The sequence below is a fragment of the Chryseobacterium sp. YIM B08800 genome (genome assembly GCF_026163565.1).
Taxonomy (GTDB): domain Bacteria; phylum Bacteroidota; class Bacteroidia; order Flavobacteriales; family Weeksellaceae; genus Chryseobacterium.
Genome location: NZ_JAPDKN010000004.1, coordinates 16,449 through 32,904, shown reverse-complemented (window position 1 = coordinate 32,904; position 16,456 = coordinate 16,449). Strand labels below are relative to the sequence as shown.

General features: G+C 29.8%; 10 protein-coding genes. 9 read left to right on the top strand and 1 reads right to left on the bottom strand.

Going from position 1 to position 16,456, the window contains the following annotated elements; genetic code table 11:
• Positions 1–76: 76 nt before the first annotated feature.
• The gene (locus OEW74_RS02100) at positions 77–1,192 is read right to left on the bottom strand and encodes a serine hydrolase domain-containing protein (RefSeq protein ID WP_265426916.1); all 1,116 of its coding nucleotides are present in this window, start codon (positions 1,190–1,192) and stop codon (positions 77–79) included.
• Between the two features lie 369 nt (positions 1,193–1,561).
• Here OEW74_RS02100 and OEW74_RS02095 point away from each other — a divergent pair, with 369 nt between their 5' ends.
• From OEW74_RS02095 to OEW74_RS02055, 9 genes are all read left to right on the top strand, one after another.
• Positions 1,562–2,158, top strand: coding sequence for a hypothetical protein (locus OEW74_RS02095; protein WP_265426915.1), 597 nt, complete (start codon positions 1,562–1,564; stop codon positions 2,156–2,158).
• A gap of 2 nt (positions 2,159–2,160) precedes the next feature.
• Positions 2,161–6,519: a hypothetical protein gene (locus OEW74_RS02090; protein WP_265426914.1), complete on the top strand. Its 4,359-nt coding sequence runs from the start codon at positions 2,161–2,163 to the stop codon at positions 6,517–6,519.
• A 5-nt stretch (positions 6,520–6,524) separates the two neighbouring features.
• Positions 6,525–8,060: a hypothetical protein gene (locus OEW74_RS02085; RefSeq protein WP_265426913.1), complete on the top strand. Its 1,536-nt coding sequence runs from the start codon at positions 6,525–6,527 to the stop codon at positions 8,058–8,060.
• 11 nt (positions 8,061–8,071) lie between these two features.
• Complete coding sequence (locus OEW74_RS02080) at positions 8,072–8,794, top strand: tail fiber protein (RefSeq protein ID WP_265426912.1); 723 nt, start codon at positions 8,072–8,074, stop codon at positions 8,792–8,794.
• Positions 8,795–8,808: 14 nt separating this feature from the next.
• Positions 8,809–11,550 (top strand): DUF6603 domain-containing protein, encoded by a 2,742-nt coding sequence (locus OEW74_RS02075; protein ID WP_265426911.1) that lies wholly within the window; start codon positions 8,809–8,811, stop codon positions 11,548–11,550.
• A gap of 2 nt (positions 11,551–11,552) precedes the next feature.
• Complete coding sequence (locus OEW74_RS02070) at positions 11,553–13,550, top strand: hypothetical protein (protein ID WP_265426910.1); 1,998 nt, start codon at positions 11,553–11,555, stop codon at positions 13,548–13,550.
• A 34-nt stretch (positions 13,551–13,584) separates the two neighbouring features.
• Positions 13,585–13,770: a hypothetical protein gene (locus OEW74_RS02065; protein ID WP_265426909.1), complete on the top strand. Its 186-nt coding sequence runs from the start codon at positions 13,585–13,587 to the stop codon at positions 13,768–13,770.
• A gap of 502 nt (positions 13,771–14,272) precedes the next feature.
• Positions 14,273–14,923, top strand: coding sequence for a Crp/Fnr family transcriptional regulator (locus OEW74_RS02060; protein WP_265426908.1), 651 nt, complete (start codon positions 14,273–14,275; stop codon positions 14,921–14,923).
• An 897-nt stretch (positions 14,924–15,820) separates the two neighbouring features.
• Positions 15,821–16,288, top strand: a complete 468-nt coding sequence (locus OEW74_RS02055; protein WP_265426907.1) for a hypothetical protein — start codon at positions 15,821–15,823, stop codon at positions 16,286–16,288.
• The last annotated feature ends 168 nt before the right edge of the window (positions 16,289–16,456 follow it).

Sequence of the window (16,456 nt, the reverse complement as noted above, 5' to 3'; positions counted from 1 at the left end):
TTGTGGGTTTTGTATTAATAAAGCAGTTGGTATTAATCCCTATAAAACTTTTTTATAAAATATCATATTGTATTACTCAGCGTTTTTTTATAGCATCTTTCTTCAGTTTCGCAATCAAAAGATCTCGAATCTGTAAAGCAATCACTCTTTTATCAGCTTCAACAGAAGCTATAGAAATAGTGGTATTCAATTCCGGGAAGTAAGTTGCATCTGTACCTAAACCTCCTCCGTGGTTATAGCCTGTAATGTTTCCCACTTTAATTTTCCGAATTCCCAAGCAATAATTAGTTGTAAGATCAGGTGGAACGTCAGTAGATATTAGTTTCAAAATATCTTTATTTTTAATAATTTTTCCATTAAAAAGCAATTGATAAAAATGTGCCATATCTTCTACAGTAGAAGCCAATCCGCCGCCGCCGTACAAATCCCAGGAAGGATTTAAGTCTTTAATATTCCAATTAAAATGACTCCAATATTGATTGAGCAGTGGTAAAGTATTTTTAGGCTGTTTCTCCAATTGAATAAACCAGGTGTTTTGCAAATGATTTTTTTTAAATTTCAATAATCTTCGTACAGAAGTATAAAATGGCTCTTTGGTAAAATGTTCAATAATTTCCGAAAGCAAAACGTAATTGATGTCTGCATAACGAAATATTGCTCCGGGTTTTCCTAATGGTAAACCCAATTTTGAAGCCCTTTCAATCTGCTTTTCTCTTGTCCATTGGTATTGTTTATTTTCATTAATAAAACTGAAATAACTTTCATCAACATAATCTCTGATTCCCGAAGTGTGAGAAAGCAAATGAAGTATGGTAATAGAATCTAAATTGTATCCTGCTTTTATCAATTGATTTCTTGACGATTCTGTGATTAAATTTTTTATGTTTTGATTGATATTCAGTTTACCTTTTTCTGCCAAGCGAAGAATTGTTGCCGACATAAAGGTTTTTGTAGTACTCGCAATCAACATCGGCTGTTGTTCGTTCAGTTCTTTTTTTAAATTTTTTCCATCGAAACCTGTTGCATAACCCCATGAGATTTTTGGGGATTCGATATATGCTAAAACACCGATCATATCAGGGTTTTTTTGATAAACAGAGTCAATAATTTTTTGATAAATATTTGTATTGGTTTGAGCCGAAGTTTTAAATAGCCAACAGAAAAATAGAAAAAGGGTGAAATATAATCGCATAGCATTATTTTGATTGGTAAAATTAATCAATATTTTATGGATTTTGGCTTAAAATGAATGTAGTTCCATTCTAAAATGTCCTATTTTATTCAATTGTAGATGTGTTATCACTACTCTTTAAAAACTTATCAAATAGAATTTTAGTTTTTAAAAGAAAACAGGTATTTATACTGAAATAATTTACATTAATTTCTTATAAATTTGTTATTTAGCTAACTATTTTTAATCATATTTCGATTATATTTAAAAATTAGAAATAATAAGCTTGTTATTTCATACAAAACAATAACCACGGAGACCAGAAACCATTGCAAACGGGGCGTAAACCGAAAAGCCATATGAGTAGGGAATTTTAAAAAAAATTACATCATGAGTGAATTTCAATTAGCAATGTCCTTAACTTTTTTAAAAAGAGATTTAGCTGTAGTTATTCAAAATACGAAACTTAAGAATCCAGAAAACAAAGATATTACGATTAAAGAATATCTGCTTATTCCAACCAAACTTCCATCATCAGAAGTTTCCGTAACATTCACTGAATTAAAAAATGATTTTGATAAAATATTTGGTACAGGTTCTACAGATTCTCAGGAAGCTACAGATAAAATTGAAACTAAGTTGAAGGAAAATAGTAGTGTAGGTAATAGTTTTAATGTTGACAATATTAAATTTCACCTAAAAACCGCCTATTTATATAAAAAAACATACTATACAAAAGATGGAACTGTAGATAAAGAGTGTAATAGTAAAGGTGAAGTGCTAAAAGATACTGATGAACCTGCAAAATGGGAATATGCATTGTCAATCAGCATAGACAGCAAAGATTTCTTTTCAGAACTTAGTACAATGTCGATTAACTCGATAAGTTTTTCTATCTGGAATACAAACCGTGATGTGGTGAAGAAAATGATGACTTTAGGATCAACTGATGATATCTTTAAACAGTTGGAAGAATCTAGCAAATAAATATGCCAAACCTGCTTCCGCTCCAAATAAATGCTTTATATCTTGAATCACCTGAAGAAGTAATCGGTCAGGATATCCGTTTTGAAAATGTTCCTTGGATGAATACAGAGAAAGATGTGTTCGAAAATCCCAATGTCCCTTTAGAAACCAATTCTATTATTCCAAGACCTTTTTCTCATGATAATGCCATTTATTTGGATAAGGGTGTACATATTCATTTTGTGTTGCCTTCATACTTTAAAAAATTTGATGATCAGGGAAATCTTCCTAAAGCACCAAATCGTTGGTATATAAAAAGAGAAAGAGACGGCGAAGAATGGATTGTAGAAAGCGACTATATATGGAATGTTAACGATCCGGAACTGAATAAATATGCTACTTGTACCTATGTAGAAGAAGTGGGAGATAATTTCCGGTTTAAATATATAGGAAGAAAATACAAACTGGATGAATGGATTACTAAAAGTAATGCTAACAATCATTATTTAAACAATCTCAGTGCTTTAGGATGGGGCAGTTTTTCATTTGATATACATTACCCGAATTGTAGGAGTGTATTTGGCTTTTACGATGAAAAGGGAACAAAAGATGACACCTATTCTATTGTTGGTTGGGTAGAAACTTATGGACAAAATATTCTTAATGAAAACATTGTTGCAGGTAAATTTAAGTTGAAATTAAGTGCCACAACTGAAAATGAAGCATCATTTGATATAGCCATTGCGAATACTTTACCAGAAACCCTTTCTGCATTAATTATAAATACGAATAATCCTACCATATCAAAGCAGGATTTGCAAAAGCAAGAAGAACAGATTGCTTCAATTATCAATTTTGATGAATTAAAAGGTTTGAACTTAGACTGGATTTCCAGATTGAGAAACAAACAGCATGAGCAACAATTTAATAAAACATCAGGTACTACCAAATACGTACTGAATATTGTTGATTTCGATGATGAAGATTTAATTCAAGAATATGATTTTGATATTAATCTTTTAGATTTTGAGTGGAGTAAAAGTATCGCTGATGAATATGGAAATTTACAAACAAAATTAAAAGCTCTATATGAATCTCCGTCAGAGGAAAATATTCTCGCTATTTCTGAAGGAATAAATTTATCAGATCTCACCAATATTTCTTTTAATGAATCTTTGGAAGATGAATTAGACGCTCTGAATAGGATATTAAACAATTACGAACTGGACAACTTCAGGCTGCATACCAAAATTGAAAGTCTATATCTGCACTGGTCTACTTATTTAAGTGCTTTATTCTTAAATAAAAATAAGAACATCAATAAGCTTAAAGATGATTTAAAACTATTGATTTCTCAGATTAATATATTAAAAGAAAAGCTTAAAAAATCAGAAATTAATGTCGCTAATTTACAACGATTATTTTCTGATAAAATATCCGGTTATTACAGTAAATACAGTGATTTTGCAATCATTAAATTTCTAGTAAGAGCACAACATTCGCATGATGCCATTGATCAAAAAGAACTTCAAAATTTACTTAACCAGAGGCATAAAACTCAAATAATCTTATCAAAAAAAAGCAGAACAGATTATTATAATGCGTTACCTCCAAGTATAATTATTTCTTCCCCAAAAAAGGATACCATATTTAACCTGTTTACCAACCCAGAAACTCCAAAAGAAGTAAACAGCATTATTTCATTCGATGCTAAGCAGAAAGATAGTTTTAAAAATGTTTTGACTAAAATTTCTGATTTTCAGGGAGTTATTGTTAATGATTGGCATACATATAAAGTAGAATGGGAAAGTTTATTTTTACCTAAAAAAGAAGGTCATTATCTGGCTACAGATAAAAAGTTTAATGAAAGTTTTTTACAAGATTCTTATACTTTAGATGAGCTTAATGCAGATTTAATAAAAAAATATGCATTAAATGATATTGCTTATATGCCCAATCCTAATGTTTATTATGGGCAATCTTTTGTAAGCAATACGGTTCAGGAATATGTAAAAGAAAAATTAGAGAAAAACCTTACTCATATTGATGAAGCAGATAATGCTCAGTTAATAGAGCAAATGAAAGGTTTTTTGCAAACATTGGAAGGTACTGCTTTATTCGAATTAACGCTTTCAGACTTCAATAATCTGATGTTGCAGAGGAGTAATGGTTTATCTGTATTGCCGTTAATCCCAAACGGATTTAAAGATCACAAAAAACTGGCGCAAAGTATAAAAAGTTTATGTAAAGAATACTTTAATAACTTAAATCTTTTAACGCCTAATCGCTTATCTATTTTTAATCCGTTTAGAAATGGAGCTTTTAAAATGAGCAGACTCAGAGTGATAGATTCTTTTGGAAGGAGTAAAATAATAGAGCCTCAAAAAATAATAACCACTCATGTGCAAAAAATCGAAAATAAAGATAATTGGGTAGCATTGCCACCTAGATATCTGCAGTCTGCTGCGATGAGTACAAGATTTAGCAGAACGATAACCAATAAAAGAAAATCTCCTGTAATAGGGTGGATGGTTCCCGTTTATCTTAATCAACGATTAGAATTTTTTGACGCTGACGGTAAGCATTTAGGAGCAATAGATACAGAAGATCAGTGGGAGTCTTCCCCTTTTGATATAAGCATCGCTCAAGAAAATTCTGAGTATAAATCTGTTGTAAAAAATCCGCATCTTAAGAGGATTATACATTGGATCATAGAAAAAATTTGTAAGCCTAATAAAAAAGATGAGTTTATAAAGGAGTTACAAAAAACGATGGAGCACATCTCACCTGAAGATTACGTAAATCCTTCCTTATTAGAAACAATATCTTCTGTCCCGATAGCTATTACTTTGGTTAATATTAATTTATTTACGAAAGGTGAGTCGCTTTATGATATTAATTATTCTGAGAATATTAGTATTAATACCTACGACAATCAAAGAAAATATGATAAAGTTAAAATCCCGATGTCTATTGGTGATTTAAACCAGTACAATGATGGCGTTTTGGCTTACTGGCATTACAATCTAAAAAAGGAAGAGGAAAAACCTGACGAAAAATTAGGTTTAAAATATTTAGAAAGTAAAATTTATTTCAATAATGATGTAACGAAGAAGATAGACAATCATCCTTATTCTATCAATAATTTTCTGAAAGAAAACCCTTTTGACGGCAAAGAAAAATGGAGCGAAATTGAAGGTAAGCTTATGAGCAGTTCTGCCATTAACTATAAAACTCAGGATAAAGAAAGTTATTTGGCATTAAATGAAACCTTAAATGCATGCCAAAGATATGTTCTTATGCATCCTAAAGGTAATCTACACATTAAAACCGGAATTTTGCCGGAAAAAAGCATAAAATTACCCTACAATAAAATAAAAAATGCCTTAAAAAGAATTGAACTTACATTATTAACGGCGCCTGTTTTAACTCCTAAAGAAAACCTTCAATTATCTTTAGCTAAAGATAAACGCTATGAATGGTCGTGGGTAGAATTAGAAAAGAAAAATAAAAAAGAACCTTTATCTGCTACAAATCCGCCCACCAAAAAACGGATTACCCAAAATTTGGCAATAGATTTTAATAAAGATTTTGAAACAGAAACTTATTTACAGGCTTTATTGTCAGATTTAAAAAATGATGACCTTTTAGTAAACGAGTTAATGGCATTTTTCCCGAATGATAAGATTTATTTTATTGATAAAGAAGAGTTTGAAAAGAAAAATGAAGCAGGTAAAGATCAAATAAAACTTGGGTTTATTAACGATACAATTACCAATCTATTAGGTAAAGAAGAAAATATCAGATCAAAAAAAGTAGCATTTGATTTTAATCAATTTAAAACTAAAAAACTGGTTTCCCTTAAAGAATTTCTCATCAGAGAAGGATATGTCATTCACTCTAAAACCAGCCTGTTAAATGACGAAGTTTACTTTATTGACTTCAGCAACATAAAAATACTGCAAGCAAAAAAAGAATCTTCTTTAAACGATTTCGAGAAAGATATAATGAGTTTATTATCACTGAAGACCTCTAATAAAGTAATAAACCTCAAAGGAATATTAAAAAAACTATATGTTTTCACGAGAGAAAATGCTTTTCTGATCATTAATGACGGTTTTAAGCAATCTCTAATTTCTAAAAAAATCATTCAGCAAGATCCTTTTTATCCTGATGAGCACATTTATTTTGTAGACATCGGCGAATTAGAAAAGATTAAAATAAAAGATGATTTAGATGAATATGAAAAGATGTTATTAAAGCTGATCAACAATAAATCTAAAGCAATTCTGGAAATCACCGATTTTAATACCAATTCCGGCATTATTCCTACTCTGGTTTTAAAAGAAGGGTGGCTGTCTATAAAATCGACTAAATTTTAAACATTATGGCAAAACTATCATATTACTTTCCTTTAGATAATTTAGTTAATGATGATATTATTAATAACTATAAATCTCAGGTGCAATCTGCCTTAGAAAATAATACTATAGAAGTTGATTTTGATCAATACAAAGGTTCTTATCTCAACTTTAGAGATGGAAGTAAGCTAGAATTAACCTTCAAAAAAAATATAAATAAAGGAGCAACTTTACTTAATTTCTTTTTTAATTACGATAAAAAAAACAATAATGACACGATAAACCTTCTTGCGATTGGGGATAAAATATTAAGTGTCTTAAAATCGAATAAAAAAAACGCTCTTTCTTTTAAAAATAGTATTAAAGTAAATGATATAGATTTTAAAATAAGAGAAAATGCATGGTTTAACGGTTCTATATACTTTGATGAAAACGGCAATCTGGATATCTATATAACCGACGAAAAATTTTTGTTAAACAGAAAACCCATTATCTCTGTTAATAATTCTGATGAGCATCAAAATATTATCATCGGTGGAAATAAAGAAGGTGATCAGCTTAGAATTGCAGATCTGTCTGTTTACAGCGATGTGACCAAAGATGAAGTAGAAAATATAATTAATAAATCTATAGCGCAACGTCTTATTCTTTTATCAAAATCTACTTTAATTGATACCGTAAGCTTTAATTTGAATAACAGCGCAGAATATGATAAATTAGTTATTGAAAATAAACAGCAACCTCTATCCTTCGAGTTTTTGCAGGGAGACATGGCTCTTGAAAAGTATGCTGATTGTGTAGCAAAATTGAAGGTTAAAAAAGGATTTTTTAAATATCAAGCTGCGGAAAATAAAGAGATAGAAGAGTCTGATGAAATAGATATATCTTTTAGTTTTGACCAACAAACAAATACCACAAATTTAAAGGCAATATTAGATGGTGTATCTATCATTAATAGTTTAGAGCAGGAAAGAGTTTTGGTTCAGCTGGAAATTTATAATCTAACACTCACTAAAGACGAATTTTCTACAACTTATACCAAATTTCAGCCTCTTATTATAGATAAGGTATTTGAAGTAATAGATTTAAGAGGTGCTAATGAATGCCCGTTTGAAGTATTTATTTTAGGAAATGATACTTTGTATAACGGTGTAGGAAATAACATTCAAGCTGTAAATCTGTTAATCAACAATATATCAGATAAAGAACTGAAATTTTCAGATGATAGTGCTTTTAGAGTAATGAGTAATTTTCTTCATATCCTCGAGAATGATGTGCAGCAAACCGGCAATTTAAAATTGAAACAATTTCATTCTTTCAATGATATTCCTACTAAACCGAGATCAACGGGCAATGATTTTTTATATTATCAAAACGAATATGTATTAGCTAATGCTGAGTCTGTCATTTTAGAAATTTCAGGATTAAAAGCTAAGCAACCCGCCTTTACAAACCCGTCCGGATCATATCCTTTCTACTTAGAATACAAAAATATTCCGGGTTATAGAAACGGAAAAGCAAAATTCTATATCAAAACAGGTAAGATTTTTTATTCACTATAAGTTTTAAAAATATGTCAGAAACGCTAAATATAAATGAATTTGAAGCCAATCAGGGGAAAATTGATAAGTTAACTTCGAAGACTGCTACAATCAATACTTTAGATTCACAAAATGTTACAATCAATACGTTAACAGCAGATTTTATTAAACTTAAAAATCAGATAGAATTATTAAGTGAAGAACTTAAAATTATAAAAGGTTCTAAAGAACTGGTAAAAATAACTTCAGATAAAACAGAAATCAAAAATGATTTATATGTTAAGAATGAGTTGGTTTCTTTACCGATAGGTACTGTTATCGCTTTTGCCGGAAAAAATGTTCCTGATGGTTGGCTATTATGTGACGGACTTGTTATTTCAGAAAAATATACCGAAGCACGTTCTATTATTGGGAATAATACTCCTAATTTAATTAGAAAATATATAATGGGTAGCCAAAAAAATGACTTTACAGCATTTGGAACAGAACAGATTACTATAAAAAACGAAAACATTCATGAAAATCAATTACAGGTTTATTATAACTTGTATAAATGGAAAGCCGGTAGAGGAGGATCTGACGAAAGTATTACTTATTTAACTTCATCAGTTTCAGGTAACACAAATCCTTCTTATTATGAGGATTTTAAAGGGATGATACGTGATTCATACACCAGAATTGGGCATGCAAAACCTACTGCAATTGATATTCTTCCTCCAAGTATAAAAATGGTTTATATCATCAAGGTGAAGTAATAATAAATCGACTAATGCAAAATACCAATATCCAGCTCGAACTCGACGTCACAATAAAAAAAGTTGACTTCAAAATTACAGGGAATACGATCAAATTAAATGATGATATCTCAGTAACATCGCTTGTTGGTAAACTTCCTGATGTTTCAAATAATATCTCTAAACTTTTGGAGGATGAAGGTGATATAAAAGATAGTATTATTCCTTTTGTACCTAATGAGCTCAACTTCGGGATTTTTAAAATCTCAAATGAAAAAGAAAGTTTATCGGCTTTTCAGTTAGGAGTTAGGTATTCAAAAGCCAAGCTTAAAGGTGTTTTTGCTAAAGAATTCAAACTATTTTCGGTAGCTATTGCTGAAGAAATCAATTTTGAGAAAATGCCTTTGGTGGGAGAGTATCTTAAAGATTATTCTATTCCTTCCATAGAATTGGTGTATGTTTCTCAACAAGAAAAAGACAAATCATTAACAGATGAACGGCTAAAATTAATTAGTAATTCTAAAAAATATTTTGTTGATAATAAAATCTGGCTGAACAAAGAAAAGCTTTCTCTTTCTACAGGATTCAACGCAGGAATGATTTTGAAAAATGGAAATGAAGAGCAAAAAATCACCTTTCCCGGCTTTGATCTAAATGGTATAAAAATTCCCGGTTTACCTGTTCCTGATAAAAATTCAGCAAAAAAAGAGAACAAAAGTACTTCAGGCAATATTCAAAAAGAAGAAAACAAAAAACATTCATTAGTAAAAATTAATGAAGTAAAACCATCCATTGAAAACCAAAAAATAAATATTGCAATATCAGCAGATTTCAATATTGGTCCTTTTGGTTTACAGCTTGTCGGCATGGGAATTCAGGTGCCTTTTACGGTTTTTCAAAACTTCAGTCTTGAAAAATTATGGAAAGAAATTCAATTTTCTTTAAAAGGTTTGGCGATTATTTATGATACACCTACGCTTTCAATCGCAGGTGCATTTTTGAGAGAAACAAATAACGGAACAGAAGAATACAATGGTTTGCTCACTTTCAGGCTCGGTAAAATAGAAATCATTGCCATTGGCTCTTATATTAAAACACCAAGCTACTCTTCATTATTTGCATTTGGGTATTTAGGGATTCCGATTCCTATAGATCCTGCTTTTTACATCCACGGATTTGCATTAGGATTTGGGCTAAACAGAAGTTTTATAATGCCTAATATTACCGAAATCCCGGATTTTCCTCTCATCAAAATCGTTCATCAGGGAGGTTTAAAGCAAGGAGATAATATTCAGAAAATCTTTCACGATTTAAATCGTTATTTACCTGCGAGTGAAAATAGTTATGTAATTATCGCAGGAATTAAATTTGATTCCTATAAAATGATTTTTACCACCGGAATATTGGCTATTGCTTTTGGGAATAAAACATCTATCAATCTTTTAGGCCTCTCAACGATGAAGCAGGAAGGAGTTTATAATTTTGAATTTGCATTTTCTATGCGTGCAGATTTAGAAGAAGGCACTTTTTTGGCTCAGGGTCAGTTGACAGATAACACTTTTGTATTATTGCCGCAGTTAAAATTAACAGGTGGTTTCGCCTTAGGAATGTGGTTGAAAGGCGATACAGCGGGTGATTTTGTATTTACTTTGGGTGGTTATCATCCTAATTTCAAAGTTCCTGTTCATTATCCCAATAATGTACCACGTTTGGGGTATAGTTTTAAATTAGGTTCGGTTCAGTTTTACGGAAAAGCTTATTTTGCTCTCACGCCGAGTTGTATAATGGCAGGTTTAGCAGGAGGTTTAAATCTTGTGTTAGATGCAGGTGTAGTGTATGCAGAAATTGGAGTTCTCTTTAGCGCAGATTTCATTATTTCATGGAAGCCATTTTATTATAAAGCAGAGGTATTTGTTCAGATTTATGCTAAAATTGTCGTAGATGTATGGCTGTTCAGCATCAATCAATCTTTTAATTTAACGGCTAAATTACAATTAGAAGGACCTGATTTTAGAGGGATTGCAACTTTTAAGGTTGTTGGTTATCAATTGGAAGTAAAATTTGGTAATCATAATAAGCCTCTCAATAAATCATTAAATAAAGAAGAATTCATATCTGCTTTCTTACCAGATGCAACCAAAATACTTACATACAATATAACATCAGGAATAATAAAAAAAGTAAAGAATACAAACGGGGTTGAATCTATAGTAGTGAATCCAAAAACTTTTGCTTTAGAAATTTATTCAGAAATCCCAATCACTGAAATTGATGGAAATGAGTTGATTACCGGAAATAAAAGCACTGAAAATATTTTTCCGGTATATAAAGAACCTGTTCAGCTAAAGAATAAACTGAATCTATCGATTAAAGGTGCTGTAAATGATTTTCATTCATTTGAAGGTTCTCCTATTTTAAAATCAGTTCCTAAATCGATATGGAATAATACGAATGCAATAGCAAGCGATGATGAGGTTTTATCAAATCCTAAATTATTGAAAGATGTATGTAAGGGTATTCGTTTAGAATTTTCAAAAATAGAATCTAAGATTGATCCGGTAATTATTTCCTTATATGATACTTGTGTTAAAAATTATCAGGATAGCTTTATGACCAACAAAATAGAGCATAAGGATAGTTCGGTTAAACTAAATAATAGCGTAATGAGTATTTTAGAAATTTTGAATGAAGATGAAATAGATTTTACAGATTTAGAAAACTCTACTGATGTATATAAATACAAGAAAAAATCTTTAGGAAAATATCAAATAGCTTAAAAATGGCAAACGAAGAAATAGGAATTGCTCCGTCGCATATACCCACAATCGTATCTGGAAAATATGAAATTAAAGCAAACTTGCAAAATAACCTGAGTAATGTTCTGGGGCAGGAGGTTGTTTTTTATGTTGCCGGTTATAATTATACGATTCCTCAAAATGAAGTATTGGCAATGTATCCTCCAATGGAGCATACAGGCGACTTTGCCGGAACTTTTCCGCATATACAATTCAGAAGAAGTACTTTGCCTTGGGAGTTTAATTGTGAATCAAAAGGAAAAAGAATTCCCTATATTTTCTTGGTTTTACTCAAGGAAGAGGAGTTGGTTGCCAAAGATTTTGAAATATTAGAAACCAATACCAATGAATTAAAAGATTCGTTAGAAGACACTACAGAACCCAAACCGTTAAAAATTCTCAATATTGTAAAAGGTGATAAAGAGCTTTTTCCTTCCATAGATTTTGTGTCTCAATTAGCCCATGTCAGAGTGCAGGAACATATAGAATTGAAAGATTTGAATCTTCCCAAAGAAACAAGTATTTTAATTTCTCATCGTAGAGTAGAACCTAATACAAAGTATAGAGCTTTTGTTTGCTATTATTCTGCTGAGGTTATTAAAGGAAAAGATAAGTATCAATTAAATAATTCTCACGAAAAAAATGAGTATCAAAGCACAAAAACGTGCGTAATTTTATCCGAATGGTCTTTTGAAAGTATTAGTACTCAATTATATCAGATTGATACCAATAGATTGAAAAAACATTCGGAGTTTAGTACATTCCAAAAAGATTTAGTCGACTCTGAAATTTTAACTTTAGAAGAAGTAAAAACAAAAGCAAATGCTGAACTTGCCAAGTTAATTTCAATCAATGAAACCTATTTAAAAGAACGTGCATTAAGATGGGCAAAATTGCCTGAACCCAAATCTGTTGATGATTTTGAGCGTGCAGAAGAAATTAACTTTAAGCAGGAAAATAATTACATTCTTGAATATTTAAAATACAACGGTAAAAACCTGAAAGGCTATTTAAGTGAATTAAATCTTCAACCTTTTAAAACGCAAATTAATATTAAAAATGAGGCTGTAATCAAGTTGGTAGATATTGCTAAAGTGCCATTAGAACATCAGCTAAAAGGTGGCGGTAAAATAGTTTCGTGGTATCAAGGGCCTTTTACTAATTGGAATTACTCCTTTAATCTGGAAAATTTGCTACAAGAGAAAAATTGGGCAGATATTCCCGATCATCAGGATTATTTAAACATTTTTAATGATGATACGAAGATGTACGATATGACCTATTCCGCTGCATGGCAATTAGGGAGATTAATGATTATGAATGACAACAAAGTTCTTCAGGAATTGAAAAAATGGAAGAATGAATTGGAATTGCATAATTTACTGCAAGAGCAAAACCGATATAGCCATCTCCCCAATTTAATGACTCAGGTTCCTGATATTTCTGATTTGTTACTGAATTACGTTACAGAATTGATTCAGTTGAGAAGTTTTCCCGTTTATTACCTGCTTCCTCATGCAGATTTAAGTACGGAAGAAAGTATTAAATATTTTAAAATTGATAATTCCTGGATTTTATCTTTCTTGTATGGAGTTTTTAGTGCCGGACCAAAACTAAGTATGAAGGACTTTGAAAAATATATTTTAAAGAACAAAACTCTTCATAATATATTTGATTATAATAAACCTTATTACGGTATTTTACTTCAATCACAAACCATTAAAAATTGGCCGCATCTTGTAGTAGAATTAAATAAAAGCAATGATTTTCATTATATCACAAATATCAACAATACCCTGCGTTTGTATATAACCGATCAGAAATTTTCTGATATCGAACTGTATCTCAAAAATGAAAATGCCCATTTTGGAAAAGAATATAATGCTGAAGCAGATAAATTCATTAAACTGACAAGTGATAGTGTAAAATTAGCTAACGAATATCTATACAAACAACCTAAACTAGGTTTAAAAATAACCTAAATAGAAGGCAAAAAATTTAATTATATTATCTTTTTTGATAGTTTCCTGCAACCGTACAGATGATGAGGTACCGAATTTTCCCGAAGGAAGCACCGAGTCTGTGAATGTTTGGGTACAAGACAGCATGAGACGATATTGTTATTGGGCAGATTATATGTCGCCAAAACCCAATTATCATTTTCCGGTAAAAGATTTTTCTGTAATCACAAAAAGATACTGATTCTAATTACTCCTTTGATATTGATGAAGTTTCTGAATTGGGTAATCTTTATGAAGAATATCTCAAAAATAAAACCAGCTTGAAAAAAGCATAAAAAAATATAAAGAATGCCACAAAAAAGCGCAAACTCAACTGTCTTTAAAAATGCGTATTTTAAGAAGAAATTTAAGGAAAGGATGATGGTTTTACTTTAATTACAAAATTTTGTAAAAATGATAGTAATAAAGTTTGTTAATCATAAAAGCTAAGCAATTGAATAATATAAAAAGGTTCTATTTTAATTTGAAATGGAACCTTTCGTGTGTTTGTTACTTTAAATAAAAACTGTCTTCAAAAATTTTTATAGATGATTTGCTTCGATTAAGGAAGATTAAAAATGAATGTTGGGTTTCTTATCTTCAAGCTAAAAAAAATAAATTTGGAGTATCATTAGAGTATCAAAAAACAGATAATAATTAGCCAAATAAAATACTTTTGTATTTTAAAATTTTACAATTAAAATATGTTAAACAATCAATTTATTATTGAAAAGTTTGGGTTTTCTGATGAGGCTTTTATTGCAGAATTTCATGAAAAAGCAATTTTCAAAAGTATTAAAGCTAAAACGGAAATAGCTACAGTAGGGCAAAGAAATGCGTTTGTTCCATTTGTTATTAATGGGGTAGTTCGGGTTTTTACTTTAAATGACGGAAGAGAGCTGATCTATTATTATGTAAAAGAAAATGATTGTTGTATGATGACTTTTTCGTCTATATTTTCTAATTATATAAGTCGTATTTATGCTGTAACAGAAGTAGATTCCGACGTTTTGCTTGTTCCGGTATCTGTGATGCATGATTGGTTAATTCGTTTTCCGGATATCAGTATTTCTTTTTTTAAAGAATATGACAAGCGTTTTTCTGATGTAATGCACATGGTAAACGAAGCGGTATTTCATAAACTGGATAAACGGGTGCTTAATTTTATAAAAACACAAGTTTCTATTAAAGGTGAAAATCCTATTAAGCTAATGCACAAAGAGATTGCTTCTAATCTGGGCACATCAAGAGAGGTAATAAGCAGGGTTATGAAAAAAATAGAAAACGAAGGAGAAATTTTACAAAGTAAAGATGGAATACTTGTGTTTGATTTAGAATACGTTAGCTCAATCTGATGTTTTTTTTATTTAGTAATTAAGAAAAAAAACAATTTTACAGGTGACTTTTGTTACCAACTTTTATATCTCCAATCAATTAGTTTTGTCATATCAATAATTAATATTTATTTATATGACAAAACTTTTCTTCCCTTTGTTGATTTTTTTATCAGTCCTTACTTATTCTTAGAAAGATTTACTGAATTATCTCTATACCTCATACCATTTGATTTTCAGTTTTGTTATCGTGGATCTATAAAACTCTAAAGCAGAACGATAAGATTTATTTATATTTATGCATTCTTTTTTCATAATTTATAATTGATGAGTTTTAATTAATTTTAAATGAAATGTAAATGGTTTTATTTTATGGGTGTCTTGAGGATTTATAGATTAAAATTTAGTTATTTGAGATAAACTTTATTATTTTTTTCTTGAAATTTGTTTTTATAATAGTAAAATATTAAATTTTACATGTTTTTACTAATGTGTTAAGTTTTTATATTATTTTTGAAATATTATGAAACTGATTATTCTCAAAAATAAAAAAAGCTACCATAAAATTCTTCGTGATATCGTCAAATTATCTGCTGTGAAATTATCAACAAATAAAGGTTTAAACAGGTTTTGAATGCTATGAGAATTTTTCTTGCTGTTTTTTTTGGATTATTCTTTCATCAACTATCTGCACAGCACGTGTCAGATACTCAGCAACTGTTTAATAAAATAGATTCGAAAATTTTTATAAACCCTTCAAAAGCTAAAGATTTGATCGTTTTTATAAAGAAAAACTATCAAAATAATTATAGCTGTTTTCTATTGCAATGATACTATTATGAAAAATGCGCTTCAGTTAATTATTCAAACTGTTTTTTTAAGTCTGAATCTAAGTTTAACTAAAAATTTTAAAGATTTATGATAATCGTAAATAATAAAAATAAAATAGTTGGAACAAAGAATTTTCTTTTTGTATTTCTTATGCTAATTTTGAGTACGGCTCTTATAGGGTTTGTTCTTAAAGACTTAATTGTACATTATTTAAGATGGCCGCTATTTATGGCAATGATAATCGTGAGCATCTTAATATTTTACCAGATTAGAAGATTAAAAGTATTTCAATTTGAAAATACAGGATCTACATTCACTATTAAATATTATCATCCGCTTAATAAACGAATGATATTTCCGTATGTTGAGTTTCCCATCAGTAGTATTACAGGATTTAAAATCGAAAAAAAATTAATAGGACAGGATATCTTAAGAATTGAGATTTTGCTTAGAGAAAAGAGGAGGGTGGTTTGTTTTAAATTTAAGGTTTCGGGTTTGAGTGATGAATCGTATGCGAAAATTCAAAACTCATTACAGGAAATAACATTAAAATAGTAGAAAAAACTTTTTTAAGAGGCTGTTTAAATTTGATATTTATTTTAACATTCAGAAATTAAGATCATCGTCTTAAAAAACTTAATACAAAATCAACGTGTTGATTTCTAAATACCTTAATGTTAAAATAAGAATAAAAAAAGTTTATTTTAATTTAGAAATCGAAGA